This window comes from Achromobacter sp. SIMBA_011 (assembly GCF_046535435.1).
Lineage (GTDB): Bacteria > Pseudomonadota > Gammaproteobacteria > Burkholderiales > Burkholderiaceae_B > Achromobacter > Achromobacter dolens.
Window position 1 is genome coordinate 280,132 of the sequence record NZ_JAWRWN010000004.1, and the last position, 17,576, is coordinate 297,707.

Annotated in this window: 17 protein-coding genes; 4 read left to right on the plus strand and 13 right to left on the minus strand. The window is 66.3% G+C overall.

Annotated elements, in window-relative coordinates; genetic code table 11:
* Nucleotides 1–29 precede the first annotated feature (29 nt).
* The 10 genes from SB816_RS17010 to fdxA form a co-directional block, all read right to left on the minus strand.
* The gene (locus tag SB816_RS17010) at nt 30–1,013 is read right to left on the minus strand and encodes a branched-chain amino acid ABC transporter permease (protein ID WP_049072110.1); all 984 of its coding nucleotides are present in this window, start codon (nt 1,011–1,013) and stop codon (nt 30–32) included.
* Complete coding sequence (locus SB816_RS17015; RefSeq protein WP_049072112.1) at nt 1,010–1,897, minus strand: branched-chain amino acid ABC transporter permease; 888 nt, start codon at nt 1,895–1,897, stop codon at nt 1,010–1,012. The genes SB816_RS17010 and SB816_RS17015 overlap by 4 nt, the downstream gene beginning before the upstream one ends.
* A 98-nt stretch (nt 1,898–1,995) precedes the next feature.
* Nucleotides 1,996–3,210, minus strand: coding sequence for an ABC transporter substrate-binding protein (locus SB816_RS17020; RefSeq protein ID WP_410547313.1), 1,215 nt, complete (start codon nt 3,208–3,210; stop codon nt 1,996–1,998).
* Nucleotides 3,211–3,271: 61 nt separating this feature from the next.
* Entirely contained in the window at nt 3,272–3,982 is a 711-nt protein-coding gene (locus SB816_RS17025) for an ABC transporter ATP-binding protein (protein WP_054501577.1), read from the minus strand.
* Complete coding sequence (locus SB816_RS17030) at nt 3,979–4,752, minus strand: ABC transporter ATP-binding protein (protein ID WP_054501576.1); 774 nt, start codon at nt 4,750–4,752, stop codon at nt 3,979–3,981. Before SB816_RS17030 ends, SB816_RS17025 begins: the two co-directional genes overlap by 4 nt.
* 364 nt (nt 4,753–5,116) lie before the next feature.
* Nucleotides 5,117–5,752 carry an endonuclease III gene (nth, locus tag SB816_RS17035; protein WP_410547314.1) on the minus strand — a complete coding sequence of 212 codons (636 nt, stop codon included), beginning with the start codon at nt 5,750–5,752 and terminating at the stop codon, nt 5,117–5,119.
* Nucleotides 5,749–6,399, minus strand: a complete 651-nt coding sequence (rsxB, locus tag SB816_RS17040; protein ID WP_410547315.1) for an electron transport complex subunit RsxB — start codon at nt 6,397–6,399, stop codon at nt 5,749–5,751. Before rsxB ends, nth begins: the two co-directional genes overlap by 4 nt.
* 62 nt (nt 6,400–6,461) lie before the next feature.
* On the minus strand, nt 6,462–7,688 hold the full coding sequence (locus SB816_RS17045) for a polyhydroxyalkanoate depolymerase (protein WP_054501574.1): 1,227 nt from the start codon (nt 7,686–7,688) through the stop codon (nt 6,462–6,464).
* A gap of 234 nt (nt 7,689–7,922) precedes the next feature.
* A complete protein-coding gene (locus tag SB816_RS17050) occupies nt 7,923–8,723 on the minus strand; it encodes a ferredoxin--NADP reductase (RefSeq protein WP_054501573.1) in 801 nt (266 codons plus the stop codon).
* Nucleotides 8,724–8,769: 46 nt separating this feature from the next.
* The gene (gene fdxA / locus SB816_RS17055) at nt 8,770–9,093 is read right to left on the minus strand and encodes a ferredoxin FdxA (protein WP_006389264.1); all 324 of its coding nucleotides are present in this window, start codon (nt 9,091–9,093) and stop codon (nt 8,770–8,772) included.
* A 157-nt stretch (nt 9,094–9,250) separates the two neighbouring features.
* Between fdxA and pncB the strand changes: the two genes are divergently transcribed.
* On the plus strand, nt 9,251–10,426 hold the full coding sequence (gene pncB, locus SB816_RS17060; protein WP_049072128.1) for a nicotinate phosphoribosyltransferase: 1,176 nt from the start codon (nt 9,251–9,253) through the stop codon (nt 10,424–10,426).
* Nucleotides 10,427–10,504: 78 nt separating this feature from the next.
* Nucleotides 10,505–10,858, plus strand: a complete 354-nt coding sequence (locus SB816_RS17065; RefSeq protein ID WP_006389266.1) for a RidA family protein — start codon at nt 10,505–10,507, stop codon at nt 10,856–10,858.
* Between the two features lie 163 nt (nt 10,859–11,021).
* Here the strand turns inward: SB816_RS17065 and SB816_RS17070 are convergent, their stop codons facing one another.
* Both SB816_RS17070 and SB816_RS17075 read right to left on the minus strand, forming a co-directional pair.
* Nucleotides 11,022–11,531, minus strand: coding sequence for a flavodoxin family protein (locus SB816_RS17070; protein WP_410547316.1), 510 nt, complete (start codon nt 11,529–11,531; stop codon nt 11,022–11,024).
* Nucleotides 11,528–12,361 (minus strand): zinc-dependent peptidase, encoded by an 834-nt coding sequence (locus SB816_RS17075; protein WP_175189353.1) that lies wholly within the window; start codon nt 12,359–12,361, stop codon nt 11,528–11,530. Before SB816_RS17075 ends, SB816_RS17070 begins: the two co-directional genes overlap by 4 nt.
* 108 nt (nt 12,362–12,469) lie before the next feature.
* On the opposite strand from SB816_RS17075, the gene SB816_RS17080 reads away from it, so the two are divergent.
* On the plus strand, nt 12,470–14,755 hold the full coding sequence (locus SB816_RS17080) for a RelA/SpoT family protein (RefSeq protein ID WP_054501571.1): 2,286 nt from the start codon (nt 12,470–12,472) through the stop codon (nt 14,753–14,755).
* A 120-nt stretch (nt 14,756–14,875) separates the two neighbouring features.
* On the opposite strand, the gene SB816_RS17085 is transcribed toward SB816_RS17080, so the two are convergent.
* Complete coding sequence (locus SB816_RS17085; RefSeq protein WP_175167580.1) at nt 14,876–16,189, minus strand: MFS transporter; 1,314 nt, start codon at nt 16,187–16,189, stop codon at nt 14,876–14,878.
* A 133-nt stretch (nt 16,190–16,322) separates the two neighbouring features.
* Between SB816_RS17085 and argE the strand changes: the two genes are divergently transcribed.
* Entirely contained in the window at nt 16,323–17,474 is a 1,152-nt protein-coding gene (gene argE, locus SB816_RS17090) for an acetylornithine deacetylase (protein WP_064526729.1), read from the plus strand.
* The last annotated feature ends 102 nt before the right edge of the window (nt 17,475–17,576 follow it).

Genomic DNA, 17,576 nt, shown 5'->3' on the forward strand with positions numbered 1-17,576 from the left:
GCAGGCGATGCGGCCGGCGGCCGCGCGGATCAGGCGCGCGCGGCGCGCCGCTTCTCGATCAGCGCGCCGATCTCGCCGACGATGCCGCGACGGAAGGCCAGCACGCAGATCACGAAGATCAGGCCGATCACGATGGTGACCGACTCGCCCAGGCGCAGGAACCAGTCGACGCCGGTCAGGCTGGCCATCATCTGGCCGAAGTCGCCCACTTTGTTCTCCAGCAGCACCACGATGAACGCGCCGAGAATCGGTCCGGTCAGCGTGCCGAGCCCGCCGATCAGCGTCATCAGGATCACCAGGCCCGACATCTGCCAGGTCGCGTCGGACAGCGTGGCCGACACGAACACCAGCGTCTTGGTGGCGCCCGCCAGGCCGGCGATGGCGGCCGACAGCACGAAGGCCAGCAGCTTGAAGCGATCGACGTCGTAGCCCAGCGAGACCGCGCGCGGCTCGTTCTCGCGCAGCGCCTGCAGCACCTGGCCGAACGGCGAATGCACCGTGCGCCAGATGATGAAGTAGCCGATGATGAACACGCCCATCACCAGGTAGTACAGGTTCAGGTCTTTCGACAGGTCGATGATGCCCAGCAGCGTGCCGCGCGGCACGCTCTGCAGGCCGTCTTCGCCGCCGGTGAACTTGGCCTGCAGGAAGAAGAAGAACACCATCTGCGCCAGCGCCAGCGTGATCATGGCGAAGTAGATGCCGCTGCGGCGGATCGCCAGCGCGCCCATCGCCAGGCCCAGCAGCGCGGCCACCGCGACGCCGAACAGCAGTCCGATCTCGGTCGGCACGCCCCACACCTTGAGCGCGTGGCCGGTGGCGTAGGCGGCGCTGCCCAGGAAGGCGGCGTGGCCGAACGACAGCAGGCCGGTGAAGCCCAGCAGCAGGTTGAAGGCGCAGGCGAACAGGGCGTAGCACATGATCTTCATGGCGAAGATCGGATACACCCCGACGAAGGGAAGAATGGCCACCACGACGGCCAGGACCGCATAGCCCAGGAATTGACGATTCATTTCTCTTTTCCGAACAGCCCGGCCGGGCGGAGCAACAGGACAATGGCCATGATGATGAAGACGACCGTGCTGGACGCTTCGGGCCAGAACACCTTGGTCAGGCCCTCGATCACGCCCAGGCCCAGGCCGGTGACGATGGCGCCCATGATGGACCCCATGCCGCCGATCACGACCACCGCGAACACCACGATGATGAGGTTGGACCCCATCAGCGGCGAGATCTGCAGCACCGGCGCCGCCAGCACGCCGGCAAAGCCCGCCAGCGCCACGCCGAAGCCGTAGGTCAGCGTGATCATGCGCGGCACGTTGACGCCGAAGGCTTCCACCAGTCGCGGGTTCTCGGTGCCGGCGCGCAGCAGGGCGCCGAGGCGGGTGCGCTCGATCACGAACCAGGTCGCCAGGCACACCACCACCGATGCCGCCACCACCCAGCCGCGGTAGTTCGGCAGCACCATGAAGCCCAGGTTGGTGGCGCCGCGCAGGGCGTCGGGCGTCGGATAGGGCTGGCCCGACACCCCGTAGAAGCTGCGGAACAGGCCCTCGATGAGCAGCGTCAAGCCGAAGGTCAGCAGCAGGCCGTACAGGTGGTCAAGCTTGTAGAGGTGCCTGAGCAACAGCTTTTCGATGATGATGCCGAACAACCCGACCACCAGCGGCGCCAGGATCAGCATGACCCAGTAATTCAACCCCAGGTACGACAGCCCCATCCAGGCCAGGAAGGCGCCCAGCATGTAAAGCGCGCCGTGCGCGAAGTTGATGACGTTCAGCAGTCCGAAGATAACCGCCAGGCCGAGCGACAGCATGGCGTAGAACGAACCGTTGACCAGTCCCAGCAGCAACTGGCCGAACAAGGCCTGTATGGGGATGCCGAAAATATCAGTCATCTTGTGAAAATCCTGCGCGTACGAAGGGAAGCGGGCAAATTCAGGATGCGACCCGGCCGCGCGGGCCGGGTCGCATCAAGGGATCGCATCGACGGGAATTACTTCTTGACCAGCTTGCAGGTCGACTCGGACAGCTTGGTGTAGACCTCGTCGCCGGGCAGCGTGGCCACGACCTTGTAGTAGTCCCACGGGCCCTTGGATTCGGCCGGCGTCTTCACCTGCATCAGGTACATGTCGTGGATCATGCGGCCGTCTTCGCGCACGTAGCCGCCCTGGGTGAAGAAGTCGTTGATCTTGTTCGACTTCATCCACTTCATGAGCGTGTCGGCATCGTCGGTGCCGGTGGCCTTCACGCCGTTCAGGTAGAACGTGACCGACGAATAGTCGCCAGCCTGCAGCATCGACGGCTTGCGGCCCACCTTGGCTTCGAATTTCTTGGACCAGGCGCGCGAGGCGTCGGATTGATCCCAGTACCAGCCGTCGGTCAGGTACATGCCCTTGGTGGCTTCCAGGCCGAGCGAGTGGACGTCGTTGATGAACACCAGCAGGCCGGCCATCTTCATGGTCTTGGTGACGCCGAATTCATTGGCGGCCTTGATGGTGTTGATGGTGTCGCCACCGGCGTTGGCCATGCCCAGGATCTTCGCCTTGGAAGACTGCGCCTGCAGCAGGAACGACGAGAAGTCGGAGGCGCCCAGCGGAGCGCGCACCTGGCCCTTGATCTCGCCGCCGGCGGCCTTGACCACGGCCATGGTGTCGCGTTCGAGGGCGTGGCCGAAGGCGTAGTCGGCGGTCAGGAAGAACCAGCTCTTGCCGCCATCCTTCACCACCGCCGAACCGGTGCCGCGCGCCAGCGCCACGGTGTCGTAGGCGTAGTGCACGGTGTACGGCGAGCACTGGGCGTTGGTCAGGTCGGAAGCGCCCGCGCCAATGGCGATGAAGGGCTTCTTCTTTTCAGCCGCCACGGCCGCCATGGCCAGGCTGGTGGCCGAGTTGGTGCCGGCGATGATGACGTCGACCTTCTGCTGGTCGAACCATTCGCGCGCGCGGGCCGACGCCACGTCGGCCTTGTTCTGGTGATCGGCCGACAGCACTTCGATCTTCTTGCCGTTGACGTTGCCGCCGAAGTCCTCGATCGCCATGCGGACCGCTTCCAGGCCCGCCTTGCCGTCGATGTCGGAATACACGCCGGACATGTCGGTGATGAAGCCGATGCGGATGACATCGTCGGAGATGCCTTGTGCCTGGGCGGTCGCCCCGGCGAATCCCAGGCCCGCCATGGCCAGTGCAGCAGTGATGGTGTGCAGCTTCATGGGATGACTCCTCTTCCCTTTGGTATATGGGATGCCGGGAACCCGGCGGATGACAGGTTATTCAGACGCCCAACAATTCGTTGAGCGTGTCCTGTTTTTCTGAAAGTTCGGACGCTTCGAAATGCTCGACGATCTGGCCATGCTCCATGACGTAGAAGCGATCGGCCAGCGGCGCGGCGAAGCGGAAATTCTGTTCCACCATGACGATGGTGTAACCGCGCTGCTTGAGCGCGGTGATCATGCGGGCCAGCGCCTGCACGATTACGGGCGCCAGGCCTTCGGAGATCTCGTCCAGCAGCAGCAGGTTGGCGCCGGTGCGCAGGATGCGCGCCACCGCCAGCATCTGTTGTTCACCGCCCGACAGTCGCGTGCCTGGCGAATGCCGGCGTTCCTGCAGGTTGGGGAACATGTCGTAGATCTCGGCCAGCGACATGCCGCCGCCGAGCGAGCCCACCACGGGGGGCAGCAGCAGGTTCTCTTCGCACGACAGGCTGGCGAAGATGCCGCGTTCCTCGGGGCAGTAGCCCACGCCCAGGTGGGCGATCTTGTAGGTCGGCAGGTCGATGGCTTCGGTGCCATGGATGCGCACCGAGCCCTTGCGCGAGCCGGTCAGGCCGAGGATGGCGCGCAGCGTGGTGGTGCGGCCGGCGCCGTTGCGGCCCAGCAGCGTGACGACCTCGCCTTGCCCCACGCGCATATCCACGCCATGCAGGATATGCGATTCCCCGTACCAGGCCTGCAGGCCCGAGATTTCCAGTGCCGGGGTGCTCATGCGTGCGCTCCTTGGAGTTCGCCGTCGGTGGTGCCCATGTAGGCCTGCATCACGGCGGGATGGCGGGACACTTCGGCGTAGGTGCCCTCGGCCAGCACGGCGCCGCGCGCGAGCACGGTGATGGTGTTGGCAATCGAGGACACGACGTTCATGTTGTGCTCCACCATCAGGATGGTGCGGCCGGCGCTGACGCGCTTGATCAGTTGCGTGACGCGGTCCACGTCCTCGTGGCCCATGCCTTGCGTGGGCTCGTCCAGCAGCATCAGCTCGGGTTCCATCGCCAGCGTGGTGGCGATCTCCAGCGCGCGCTTGCGGCCATATGGCAGGTTCACGGTGGTCTCGTTGGCGAAGGCGCCCAGGTCGACCTGTTCGAGCAGGGCGCGCGCCGGTTCGTCCAGGGCGGCCAGGCGTTTGGTGCTCTGCCAGAAGTGGAACGACAGCCCGGTCTTGCGCTGCAGGCCGATGCGCACGTTCTCCAGCACGGTCAGGTGCGGAAACACCGCCGAAATCTGGAACGAGCGGATCACGCCGCGCCGCGCGATCTGCGCCGGACGCTCACCGGTGATGTCGATGCCGTTGAACTTGATGGTTCCCGAAGTGGGAGAGAGAAACTTGGTCAGCAGGTTGAAGCATGTCGTCTTGCCCGCGCCGTTCGGCCCGATCAAGGCATGAATCTCGCCTCGCTTGATACGCAAATCGACCCCATTGACCGCGACGAAACCGCGGAATTCCTTGGTGAGGCCTTTTGTCTCCAGGATCGTGTCGTCCATGTCCGCTGCACCGGCGTTGTATTTATATGGACCCTGCCCGGCGTCACGCGCTGAGCCCCCGCGGGGTATTGAAAATCATGGAAACACCACGGTTTTCTATAAGAGTTGCCGGCGAGTATGCGCACCTCCGAATCAAAATTCCATGAGGGTTTGTCATAGGTTTTGCGGTGCGGAAAGGTGAATTGTCAAATGGCGGACAATTCGCATGGCCACTGGGCGAAACCCTATGCCGGGACCCGATGCGTTGCAGCAAAACCGTATTGATTGTCATCAATCCGTCATTGAATGCCGCCTCGGGGAAAACCCGGTTTTGCAACTGCGCGAACGAATATCCGGCGGGTTCGCGAAAGGGGCGGCGAGCCTTTCAAGCGGGGGTTTTATCTTTGTATTCGCAGAGATCGGAAATGCCGCATTGCGGGCATTTCGGTTTGCGTGCCACGCATACATAGCGGCCGTGCAGGATCAGCCAGTGATGCGCGTCCAGCAGATACTCGCGCGGCACGAATTTCTCCAGCTTCAGTTCGACTTCCAGCACATTCTTGCCCGGCGCCAGGCCGGTGCGGTTCGAAACCCGGAAGATGTGCGTATCGACCGCCATGGTCGGCTGGCCGAAGGCCGTGTTCAGCACCACGTTGGCGGTCTTGCGGCCGACGCCGGGCAGCGCCTCTAGCGCCTCGCGCGTCTGCGGCACTTCGCCGCCGTGCTGTTCGATCAGGATGCGGCAGGTGGCGATGGCGTTCTTGGCCTTGGTGCGGTACAGGCCGATGGTCTTGATGTAATCGGACAGGCCTTCCTCGCCCAGCGCCACCAGGGCCTGGGGGGTGCCGTATTGCGGAAAGAACTTGCGGGTGGCGATGTTCACCGACTTGTCGGTGGCCTGCGCCGACAGCAGCACCGCGATCAACAGTTGGAAGGGGGTGTCGTACTCGAGTTCGGTGGTGGGCTTCGGGTTGGCCGCTTGCAGGCGGGCAAAGATTTCTCGGCGTTTGGCGGCGTTCATGGGCGCGGGGCGTTGCGGCGGGCACGGGCACGGGCCAGCGCGGATTCGATGGCGGCGCGCTTGCGGTCTTCGGTTTGCGCGTCGGCGGCGGGCGCGGCGGGCGCGGCGGGCGCGGCGGCCGCCGTGGATTCGGGCGCCATCAGGCGGGCGTTGTCGGCGGCCAGTCGTGCCATGCGCGCCTGATGGTGGCGGTGGCGCTGGCGACCGGCGGCCGCGTCAGCGGCGCTCCAGGCGCGACCGGCCGGCACCATCTCGATGCAATCCACCGGACACGGCGCCACGCACAGGTCGCAACCCGTGCACCAGTCAGGCAGCACGGTATGCATGTGCTTGTTGGCGCCGACGATGGCATCGACCGGACAGGCCTGGATGCACAGCGTACAGCCGATGCAATGCGCCTCGTCGATGCGCGCCACCAGCAGCGGACCGGGTTCGCCGCGGCTCAGGTCCAGCGGCAGGGCGGGGGTTTCGAGCAGCGCCGCCAGCGCGGCGATGCCTTCGTCGCCGCCCGGCGGGCAGCGGTTGATCGGGGCGGCGCCCGCGGCGATGGCCTCGGCATACGGCTGACAGCCGTCATAGCCGCACTTGGTGCATTGCGTCTGAGGCAGCAGGGCGTCGATGCGATCGGCGAGTGAACGACAGGACATGGCGGGCAACGGAAAAAGCAAAGGGGCCCGCGAGGGCCCCCGTGGACGGACGGTGAAAGGCCTCAGGCCGATTGCCGGATGAATTCCGCGATTTTAGGACAGATCATTTCGCGCCAGCGGCGGCCCGAGAAAATCCCGTAGTGGCCGCAGTTGGGCGCGGTGTAGTGCATCTTGCGGTCGGCCGGAATGTTCTTGCACAGCTTGATGGCCGCGCGCGTCTGCCCCTGGCCGGAGATGTCGTCCAGCTCGCCCTCGATGGTGAACAGCGCCACTTTCTTGATGTCGGCCGGGCGCACCAACTGGCCGTCGACTTCCCAGGTGCCGTTGGGCAGCGCGAATTCCTGGAACACCATGCGGATGGTGTCCAGGTAGAACTCGGCCGGCATGTCGAGCACGGCGTTGTACTCGTCGTAGAAGCGGCGATGCGCCTCGGCGTCGCTGTCGTCGCCGCGCAGCAGGTCCAGGTAGAAGTCGTAGTGCGACTTCATGTGGCGGTCGGGATTCATCGCCATGAAGCCGGCATGCTGCAGGAAGCCGGGGTAGACCTTGCGGCCCGAACCCGGATAGCGCGGCGGCACGGGGTGGATGACCTGGTTCTCGAACCACGAGTAGGGCTTGGTGGTGGCCAGGCGGTTCACTTGCGTGGGCGACTGGCGCGGATCGATCGGGCCGCCCATCATGACCATGCTGCGCGGCTGGCAGGGATCGTTGGCCGAGGCCATCAGCGACACGGCGGCCAGCACCGGCACGGTGGGCTGGCATACCGAAATGACGTGCACGTCCGGTCCCAGGTGGCGGATGAAGTCCTGCACGTAGCGCACGTAGTCGTTCAGGTGGAACGGGCCGGCCGACAGCGGCACCATGCGGGCGTCGATCCAGTCGGTGACGTAGACATCGTGGCCAGGCAGCAGGGCGCGCACGGTGTCGCGCAGCAGCGTGGCGTGGTGGCCGGACAGCGGCGCGACCAGCAGCACCTTGGGATCGCCCTGCGGCGCCTGCCGCACGTCGCGGTGGAAGTGCACCAGGCGGCAGAAGGGCTTGTCCAGCACGACCGATTCAGTGACCCGGACCGACTTGCCGTTGATTTCCGTGGCGGGCAGGTTCCAGGCGGGCTTCTGGTATTCCTTGCCGATGCGCGTCATCAGCTCGTATCCCGCGGCCATCTGGCGCGAGATCGGGGTGTAGGCGAGGGGGCTGTAAGGGCTGGAGAACAGCTGGGAACCGGCATCCGTGAATGCAGCGAACGGAGTCAGGAAGGCGCGCTGCATTTCGTGCAATTGGTACAGCATTTGGGGAAGTCCTTCTGGGTCGTGCGTGTGCCCCGATTATTGCGCCGGGGAGTAACGGTATTTCCAATTTGTCTGACGAAAGCGCCTGAAAACCGGATTTTGTGTTGCGAAAATGCGACCCGTCATCCCTTGCGCACCAGTTTAGGGCGAAATCAAGGGGCGCCGGCGGGATAAAAAGGGGGATTTTCGCCCTAGGCCGGACGGGCCAGGGGCCGATCCGACAGGGGCGGGGAATCACCAGTAGTTTTCCACCGCGAGGTTGCCGGGAACGCCGCGGCGGCCCGGCTTGAAACCGCGTTCGCCCAGCAACTTGCGGGCGTCGGCCAGCATCTCCGGGTTGCCGCAAAGCATGATCTTGGCTTGCTCCGGGGCCAGCGGCAGGCCGGCCAGGCGTTCCAGTCCGCCATCGGCGATCAGGGTGGTCAGGCGCGCCTGCGGCATGCCGGGCAGGGCCTCGCGAGTGGCGATGGGCAAATAGATCAGCTTGTCCGGTTCGGCCTCGAACAGGTCGCTCAGGGACGGATCATTGCGCCAGCCTTCGATTTCCTCGCGGTAGGCCAGCTCCGCCGCGGTGCGCACGCCGTGCACCAGGACGATGCGGCGATAGGCGCGCCAGACGGCCGGGTCGCGCAGGATCGACAGGTAGGCCGACAGGCCGGTGCCGGAGGCCAGCAGCCAGAGGTCGCCGCCGGGCGCGAAGCGCTCCAGCGTCAGGAAACCGTAGGGCGCTTTTTCGACATAGAGCGCATCGCCCGGCTGCAGCCGCGCCATGCGCGGGCTGAACAGGCCCTCGGGCACCACGATGGAATAGAACTCCAGCCAGGGCTGATGCGGGGCCGACACCATCGAGTAGGCGCGCCACAGGGTGGGCGGGCCGGCGGGATCCTCGGCGCCAGGCAGACCGACCCGGGCGAACTGGCCCGGCTGGAAGGCATACGCGTCGTCGCGCGTGACGCGCACCGAGAACAGCTTGTCGGGCACCCAGGTATGAACGTGGGTAACGGTCTGGCGCGTGTATTTGGAATCGTCGGTCATCGGGGCATCGCGCGTCGCGAGGCCTGGGCGGCCCCGCGCTCGCGGATTATTTTTCCAGGTATTGCAGCTTGTCCTGCTTGCCGTTCCATTCGTCGGCGTCGGGCAGCGGCTTCTTGGCGCGGCTGATGCTGGCGAACTCGGGCGAGAGTTCTGCGTTCAGGGCGATGAAGTTGAGCTGGTCCTGCGGCACGTCTTCCTCGGCGTAGATGGCGTTGGCCGGGCATTCGGGGATGCACACGGCACAGTCGATGCACTCGTCGGGGTCGATCACCAGGAAGTTCGGACCCTCACGAAAACAGTCCACCGGGCATACGTCGACGCAATCGGTGTACTTGCACTTGATACAGTTTTCGGTGACTACGTGGGTCATTCTCAGGAACTCCGGGCAGGCGGCATGTGTGTCTTGTTGGGCGGATTTTACCCAATGCGGCGCCAAACCGCCGCCAATACCCGTGTTGACATCGTGGCGCATTGGGGTATCGCGGGGCCCCGCTGTGCTATGGTGTCGCGAAACGATACGCGTAATCATGATAATCACCTCGCTGCTCGACACCGACCTGTACAAATTCAGCATGATGCAGGTGGTGCTGCATCAGTTTCCCGCTGCCCAGGTCGAGTACCGTTACAAATGCCGGACTCCGGGGGTCAACTTGCGCCCCTACCTGGATGAAATCCGCGAAGAAGTGCACCAACTGTGCCAGTTGCGCTTCACCGAGGACGAACTTAAATATCTGGGCGGCTTGCGTTTCATCAAAAGCGACTTCGTCGATTTCCTCGAACTGTTCCACCTGCCCGAGCGCTGCATCAGCATCCAGGAGGGCGAGGGGCCGGGCGAGATCAGCATCGAGGTCAAGGGCCCGTGGCTGCACACCATTCTCTTCGAGATCCCGGTGCTGGCCATCGTCAACGAGGTCTACTTCCGCAACACGCGCAAGAACCCGGATTGGGCAGAGGGCCGCAAGCGCCTGCAATCCAAGATGCATCTGGTGCTGGACGACCCGGCGCTGGCCGATTTCCGCGTGGCCGAATACGGCACCCGGCGCCGCTTCTCCAAGGTCTGGCACGAAGAGATCGTCTCGACCATGAAGGCCCAGATGGGTCCGCATTTCGCGGGCACCAGCAACGTGCTGCTGGCCAAGCAGCACGAGGTGCTGCCACTGGGCACCATGGGCCACGAATACCTGCAGGCCTGCCAGGCGCTCGGTCCGCGGCTGCGCGATTCGCAGGTGTTCGCGCTGGAAGTGTGGGCCAAGGAATACCGCGGCGACCTCGGCATCGCGCTGTCGGACGTCTATGGCATGGACGCCTTCCTGCGCGACTTTGACATGTATTTCTGCAAGCTGTTCGACGGCGCGCGGCACGATTCGGGCGATCCCTTCGTCTGGGGCGAACGCTTGCTCGAGCACTATCGCAAGAACCGCGTCGACCCGCGCGCCAAGACGCTGGTGTTCTCGGATTCGCTGACCTTCCCGCGCGCCATCGAACTGGCGCGCCAGTTCGCCGGGCGTTGCAAGGTGTCGTTCGGCATCGGCACCAACCTGACCAACGACCTGGGCCACGAACCGCTGCAGATCGTCATGAAAATGGTCCGCTGCAACGGCCAGCCGGTGGCCAAGGTGTCCGACGCGCCTGAGAAGACCATGTGCGACGATCCCGCCTACCTGGCCTATCTGCGCCAGGTGTTCCAACTGCCGCCCGCCTAGCGGGCCTCGGCCCGGGCAGGGTAAAGTTCGCCATTCTTCGCATTGTTCAACCCGCAACTCGTCATTAGGGGAATATTCATGAGCAGCATCAAGCGCTTCCACGTCGCCAAGCGCCTGTCGGACATGGCCGTCTACAACGGCGTCGCGTACCTGGCGGGCCAGGTGCCGGACGATTCCACGCTGGACATCACCGGCCAGACCGAGCAAGTGCTCGCCACCATCGACCGCCTGCTGGCCGAAGCCGGCACCGACAAGACCAAGATCCTGATGGCCCAGATCTACGTGGCCAACATGAAGGAATTCGACGGCATGAACAAGGCCTGGGACGCCTGGGTCGCCGACGGCAACTCGCCCCCGCGCGCCACCGTCGAGGCCCGCCTGGCCAACCCCGACTTCAAGGTCGAGATCGTCGTCACCGCCGCCGTCGCCTGATTGGCGCGGCCGCGCGATGAAAAAGCCCTCCGGCAGGCCGGGGGGCTTTTTCATTCCTGGACGCGCCGCGTGGCGTCACGGCGCGCCGACCGCCAGGAGGAAGGGCGCTATGGAGCGCGCAGCGGCGGACCTGGGCTGGCCCGCTGTCGGCGGCAGGGCTGCCTCAAGCCGCTGTCAGCAGCAGGCCGGCGAGCAGGCCACCGACCTCCTCACAGCGCGCCAGCTCAGCCGGGGCCACGGTCTTGGGGGCGGCGATCTGTTGCGGCGTCTGCGCGCCCAGGTTGACGATCAGGGGCGGAGCCGCGGCCCGCAGGCGCCAGCCGGTGCAGATGCGCTCCACCTGGCGCGCCGCGCCGGCGCCGTCGCTGCCCGCGCTGACCAGGCAGGCGTAGGGACGGCCGGCAATGCGGTCCAGCGCGTCGTAGTAGCAGCGGTCGAAGAATTCCTTCATTTCGCCGCTCAGGCTGGCCAGGTTCTCCGGCGCGCAGAACAGCAAGCCGTCGCTGGCCAGCACCTCGTCCGCCCCGGCGTGTGCGGCGCGGCGCAGGGTCACCGCCAGCTCGTCCGGCTGTTCCAGCAGCGCCGCCGCCGCGGTCGCGCCCCGGGCGGCGGCCTCGGCCATCTGCCGGGCCGCGCCGGTGCGGGAATGCCACACGATCAGCAGCCGTTTCATGCGTAGCGCGCCAGGGGATCCTGGCGGTAATAGGCCCGCAGCAGGCCGAACCATTCCGGCAGCGCCTCGGCCATAGGGTGGGGATCGACGAAGAAGTGCTCGGAGCTGACGGCGAAGAACTCGGCTTCGTCGGTGGCGGCGTAAGGGTCGAGTGGCAAGCGCCCGTACCAGGCGTCGGCCTCGGCGCTTTCCGGATCGACGTCATGCGGAATGGCGGCCTCCACCGCGTCGACCGCGGCGATGAAGCGATCCAGGCTGTCGTCCAGGATGCGGCGCCATTCGCGCGGCTTGATATCGCCGTGCGCCGCCAGCGACGGCATGCCGTCGGCAAAGCCCGATTGCAGGTCGAGCTTGTGCGCGAACTCATGGATCACCACGTTGAAGCCGCCTTCGGACAACTGCGTGTCCTCCCAGGACAGCACCAGCGGGCCGCCGTCCCAGGCCTCGCCGGCGGCGTCTTCCAGGTATTCGTGCATCACGCCGTCCTCGTCCATCTGCTTGCGCGGGATGCGAAAGCCCGCGGGGTACACGATGATCTCCTCCCAGCCCTCGTACAGCGCGGGCGTCAGGCTCAGGATCGGCAGGCTGGCCTGGGCCGCGATCGACAGCCGCATGAAGTCGGTCACTTCCAGCCCCTGCGCGCCATTGATCGTCTTGCTGGCCAGCAGCCAGGCCGAGCGCGCCAGCAACTGCGCGGATTCGTCGGCGTCCAGCGCCGCCAGGAAGGGGTGGGCGTCCAGCACCTGCCGCCAGAGGTCGGGTGCGATCCGGGCCCGCATCTGCGCCACCTCGGCGGCGCGCGCGCCCCGGCCCTTGAGCCAGCGCAACATAAGCTTGGGTTCCTTGAATATGTGCCCGGCGTTGGCCGGGGTTTTCAGCATTGATTCCTAGTGTAGAGTGTCGGAATCCTCGATTACCGTAACCGCAATACGCCCGCGATGTCCGCCCCGCCCGTTCCTGATGCGCCTTCGCCTTTCGACGCTTCCTGGCGACAGGAGGCGGGGGCGGGCCTCGACGCCGATGGCCTTGCGCTTATCGACCAGGCGGTGGCCTGGTCGGTTCCCCGTTTCGAGGGCCAGCAGGCCCTGACGGGCGAACCGCTGGCCTCGCACGGCGCCGGCGTGGCGCGGATCCTGGCGGGCCTGCATACCGATGCGGCCACGCGCGCGGCGGCCCTGCTGGCGGCCCTGCCGACCGACCTGACCGCGCCGGCTCCCGCGCTGCGCAACGACCCGGTCGCCACCGCCTTCGGCGCCGAGGTCGCCCGCCTGGTGCAGGGCACCCGGGCCCTGCTGCGGTTGGGCGTGGTGGCGCGCCAGGCCAGCGACGCGGCAGCGGAGACCGGCTCGCAGAAGGAAATGCAGCGCAAGATGCTGCTGGCCATGGCGGCCGACCTGCGCATCGTGCTGATGCGCCTGGCCTCGCGCCTGCGGACCCTGCGCTGGCACGCCGAAAGCAAGACCCCCTGTTCGACCGACTTCGCCCGCGAGACCCTCGACCTGTACGCGCCGCTGGCCAACCGCCTGGGCATCTGGCAGATCAAGTGGGAAATGGAAGACCTGGCGTTCCGCTTCCTGGAACCCGACCGCTACAAGCAGATCGCCCGCCTGCTCGAGGAAAAGCGGGTCGAGCGCGAAGCCTTCATCGCCGGCGCCATCGAGCGCCTGCAGACGGCGCTGGCCAAACATGGCATCGAAGCCGAGGTCAGCGGCCGGCCCAAGCACATCTACAGCATCTGGAACAAGATGCGGGTCAAGCGCCTGGATTTCTCGCAGATGTACGATCTGCGCGCGCTGCGCATCATCGTCGACGACGTGCGCGCCTGTTACATGGCGCTGGGCATGGTGCACGAGATGTGGACGCCGCTGTCCGACGAGTTCGACGACTACATTTCGCGGCCCAAGCCCAACGGCTACCGTTCGCTGCACACGGTGGTGGCGGACGATGACGGCCGGCCGTTCGAGGTGCAGATCCGCACCCGCGAAATGCACCAGTTCGCCGAGTACGGCATGGCCGCGCACTGGCGCTACAAGGAAGCGGGCGCCAAGGGCGGGCAGGTGGCGGCGTCCAGCGAATACGACCGGCAACTGGCCTGGATGCGCCAGTTGCTGGCCTGGAACAGCGATGTCGAGGCGGGCGAGGCGCCCGTCGCCGACAAGCCCGACGCGGCCAAGTCCGCCGCCAAGTCGGGCCCGGGCAAGAGCCGCCATGCCGCCGCGCCCACGCCGACGGACGAACGCATCTACGTGCTGACCCCGCAGGCGCGCGTGATCGAGTTGCCGGCCGGCGCCACGCCGGTCGACTTCGCCTATCACCTGCACACCGACCTGGGCCACCGCTGCCGCGGGGCGCGGGTCGATGGCCAGATGGTGCCCCTGCAGACGCGCCTGGCGACCGGCCAGACGGTCGAGATCATCTCGGCCAAGTCGGGCGGCCCGTCGCGCGACTGGCTCAACCCGCAACTCGGTTTCCTCGCCAGTCCGCGCGCCCGCGCCAAGGTGCGCATGTGGTTCAACGCCATCGAACTGCAGCAGCGCATCACGCAAGGCCAGGCGCTGGTCGAAAAGGAACTGCAGCGGCTCGGCAAGACCGCCGTCAACCTGGAACAACTGGCGCAGAACCTCGGTTTCGCTCGCGCGGACGACCTGTATGTGGCGGCGGCCAAGGAAGAATTCAGCCTGCGCCAGATCGACGCCGTGTTCCAGCAGCCGGCGCCCGCCGCCGAGCCGCAACCGGCCGCGCTGCGCCACGCCAGCGCCGGCAGCGCCGAGAAAAGCGGCAAGAGCGGGGTGCTGGTGGTGGGCGTGGGCTCGCTGCTGACGCAGTTGGCGCGCTGCTGCCGGCCCGCGCCGCCCGATGCCATCGCCGGCTTCGTGACGCGCGGGCGCGGGGTGTCGATCCACCGCAGCGACTGCCACAGCTACCTGGCGCTGGCCGCGCGCGAGCCCGAGCGGGTGATCGAGGTGGCCTGGGGCGAGACCCCCGCGGACACGTTCTATCCGGTCGACATCAGCGTGCGCGCGCACGACCGCTCCGGCCTGCTGCGCGACCTGTCCGAAGTGTTCGCGCGCCTGCGCTTGAATGTGGTGGGCGTGAACACCCAGAGCCGGCAGTCGCTGGCCCATATGGTGTTCACGGTCGAAGTGCGCGGCGGCGAATCGCTGGCGCGCGCGCTGGATGCGCTGGCCGAAGTGCCGGGCGTATCGTCGGCGGTGCGCCGCTAGCCTGCGACGCGCAAGATGGGCCGCCCCGGGGACGGGCGGCTCGGAAGAGGGCGCCCATGCATGGCCGTTGCCCGGGGCGCCCCGCAATGGACCACCCGGGCCCATCGCGGCCCGGGAATATCAGCGATCCAGGTTCTCGTGGGCGCGTTCGCGCATGAAGAACGACGCCACCAGCCCCAGCGCCACGCCGAACATCACGTAGTAGGCCGGCGCCATCGGCGAACCGGTGGTCTTGATCAGCCAGGTCACGATGAACTGGGCAAAACCGCCAAAGATCATCACCGCCACGTTATAGGCCAGCGACAGACCCACCGAGCGCACCCGCGCCGGGAACAGCTCCGCCATGACGGTGCTGAACACGCCGAAGAAGGCCGACACGAACACGCAGACCACGATCTGCACGGTCAGCAGGCGGCCGATCGACGGCGCGTCCGACAGCCAGTGATACAGCGGGTACAGCACCAGCAGATAGCCGATCAGCGAACCGATCACCAGCGGGCGGCGGCCGATGCGGTCGGACCAGGCGCCCATGAACGGCGTCAGCAGCACCATCAGCGCCGCGCCCGCCATCTGCACCAGGAAGGTCTGGTTCAGCGGCAGCTTCAGGATCTGCGTCGAGTAGGTCACCAGGTAGGTGAAAGTGATGTAGATCGACACCGTCGCCGTCACCACCAGCCCCACGCCGATCAAGGTTTCGCGCGTGTGGGCGCGCACCATCTCGCCCAGGCTCAGGCGCTGCACCTCGCCGCGGGCGGCGGCCTGGCGCTCGTCTTCCTTCATCTGCTTGAAGGCGTCGGTTTCGTCGATGTTGCGGCGGATATAGATGGCGATCGGCACGATCACCAGGCCGAACGCGAACGGCAGGCGCCAGGCCCAGGCCGCGATCTGCTCCTGCGTGAAGAACTCGGTGATCAGCGTGCCGCAGGCCGCGCCGAGCAGCAGCGCCAGCATCTGACCGGCCATCTGCCACGAGCCGTAGAAGCCGCGCCTGCCGTTGGGCGCCATCTCGATCAGCAGGGCGGTCGAGGTGCCGAACTCGCCGCCGGCCGAGAAGCCCTGCAGCAGTCGCGCGATCAGGATGAAGATGGGGGCCAGGATGCCGGCCGCGTGATAGGTGGGGGCCACGGTGATCAGGGCGATGGACACCGCCATCAGCGAGGTCACCAGCACCATGGCCGCCTTGCGGCCCTTCTTGTCGCCATACAGGCCGAGGATGATGCCGCCCACGGGACGCATGAAGAATCCGACGCCGAAGATCGCCGTGGTCATCAGGATCGCGTTCAGTTCGCTGCCGGGAACGCTGGGGTCGGTGGGGAAGAACAATTTCGAGATGATCGGCGTCATGAACGCGAACACCAGGAAGTCGTACCATTCGAGGGCATTGCCGATGACTGCCGCCACGATGTTGCGCGTGGGAACTGCTTTGTGCTGCACGGATTCTCCTTGGGGGGCTTGCTGTGGTGAGGCCGTCATTCTAGGCCCAGGCGACGCGCCCCGCCGGCCGCGGGGGCGGGACGCGGACGCGTCCTGGCTTTACACTGCTGCTTTTACCCGAGAGAGTTGCTACATGAACGCGCGCACCTGGCTGGAGACGCTGGTCGGTTTCGACACCACCAGCCGCAATTCCAATCTTGCCCTCATCGAGACCGTCCGTGATTGGCTCAAGGGCCAGGGCGTCGATGCATGGCTGGCGCACAATCCCGAGCGCACCAAGGCCAACCTGTTCGCCACTCTGCCGGCGCAGGACGGCAACCAGCAGGGCGGCATCGTCCTGTCGGGCCACACCGACGTGGTGCCGGTCGATGGCCAGGACTGGAGCACCGATCCGTTCAAACTGGTCGAGAAAGACGGCCTGCTGTACGGCCGCGGCAGTTGCGACATGAAGGGCTTCATTGCCGGTTCGCTGGCGCTGGTCCCGGAATTCCTGGCCATGCCGCGCAAGAAGCCAATCCACCTGGCGTTCTCCTACGACGAGGAAGTCGGCTGCGCCGGCGCGCCGTACATGCTGGCCGACCTGCACGACCGCGGCATCCGCCCCGAAGGCTGCGTGGTGGGCGAACCCACCGGCATGCAGGTGGTGGTGGCGCACAAGGGCATCAACCTTTTCCGCTGCAAAGTGCACGGCAAGGCGGCGCACTCGTCGCTGACCCCGCGCGGTTGCAACGCCATCGAATACGCCGCCCGCCTGATCTGCCGCATCCGCGACCTGGCCGACAGCTTCAAGGCCAACGGCCCGTACGACCAGTTCTACGACGTGCCGTTCTCCACCATGACCACCAACCAGATCCGCGGCGGCATCGCGGTCAACACCATTCCCGAACTGTGCGAATTCACCTATGAATTCCGCAACCTGCCGGGCATGCAACCCGACCAGATCCAGGCGGAAGTCGAGAAATACGTGCGCGATGAGCTCTTGCCGCGCATGAAGGCCGAATTCGACGGCGCCAGCATCGAGATCGAGACCGGCGCCGCGGCGCCGGCCCTGGAAGCTTCCGAGGAAGCCGCCATCACCCAACTGGTGCGCGCCCTGACCGAGGACCGCGCCACCCGCAAGGTGGCCTATGGCACCGAAGCCGGCCTGTTCCAGGGCATCGGCATTCCCACGGTGGTCTGCGGCCCCGGCCACATCGAGCAGGCGCACAAGCCCAACGAGTTCGTCGCGCTTGACCAGTTGGCCGCCTGCGAGACCTTCCTGCGCCGCATGGGTCAGTCGCTCTGAGGCGACGGACCGCGGCGACCGGCCGGGCCATTCTCCCCGGAGCCCCCGGGGGTACCCGGCGGGCTCGGGTGCAACCCCCGCTGTGGCCGGCGTCAGGTAAAA

Bases quoted from the DNA above. Each gene is read 5' to 3' on its own strand.
- SB816_RS17010 (WP_049072110.1), bottom strand. From the start codon at position 1,013: ATGAATCGTCAATTCCTGGGCTATGCGGTCCTGGCCGTCGTGGTGGCC.
- SB816_RS17065 (WP_006389266.1), top strand. From the start codon at position 10,505: ATGAGCAGCATCAAGCGCTTCCACGTCGCCAAGCGCCTGTCGGACATG.
- pncB (WP_049072128.1), top strand. From the start codon at position 9,251: ATGATAATCACCTCGCTGCTCGACACCGACCTGTACAAATTCAGCATG.
- nth (WP_410547314.1), bottom strand. From the start codon at position 5,752: ATGAACGCCGCCAAACGCCGAGAAATCTTTGCCCGCCTGCAAGCGGCC.
- argE (WP_064526729.1), top strand. From the start codon at position 16,323: ATGAACGCGCGCACCTGGCTGGAGACGCTGGTCGGTTTCGACACCACC.
- SB816_RS17075 (WP_175189353.1), bottom strand. From the start codon at position 12,361: ATGTTGCGCTGGCTCAAGGGCCGGGGCGCGCGCGCCGCCGAGGTGGCG.
- SB816_RS17025 (WP_054501577.1), bottom strand. From the start codon at position 3,982: ATGAGCACCCCGGCACTGGAAATCTCGGGCCTGCAGGCCTGGTACGGG.
- SB816_RS17050 (WP_054501573.1), bottom strand. From the start codon at position 8,723: ATGACCGACGATTCCAAATACACGCGCCAGACCGTTACCCACGTTCAT.
- SB816_RS17045 (WP_054501574.1), bottom strand. From the start codon at position 7,688: ATGCTGTACCAATTGCACGAAATGCAGCGCGCCTTCCTGACTCCGTTC.
- SB816_RS17030 (WP_054501576.1), bottom strand. From the start codon at position 4,752: ATGGACGACACGATCCTGGAGACAAAAGGCCTCACCAAGGAATTCCGC.
- fdxA (WP_006389264.1), bottom strand. From the start codon at position 9,093: ATGACCCACGTAGTCACCGAAAACTGTATCAAGTGCAAGTACACCGAT.
- SB816_RS17080 (WP_054501571.1), top strand. From the start codon at position 12,470: ATGTCCGCCCCGCCCGTTCCTGATGCGCCTTCGCCTTTCGACGCTTCC.
- SB816_RS17070 (WP_410547316.1), bottom strand. From the start codon at position 11,531: ATGAAACGGCTGCTGATCGTGTGGCATTCCCGCACCGGCGCGGCCCGG.
- SB816_RS17020 (WP_410547313.1), bottom strand. From the start codon at position 3,210: ATGAAGCTGCACACCATCACTGCTGCACTGGCCATGGCGGGCCTGGGA.
- rsxB (WP_410547315.1), bottom strand. From the start codon at position 6,399: ATGTCCTGTCGTTCACTCGCCGATCGCATCGACGCCCTGCTGCCTCAG.
- SB816_RS17015 (WP_049072112.1), bottom strand. From the start codon at position 1,897: ATGACTGATATTTTCGGCATCCCCATACAGGCCTTGTTCGGCCAGTTG.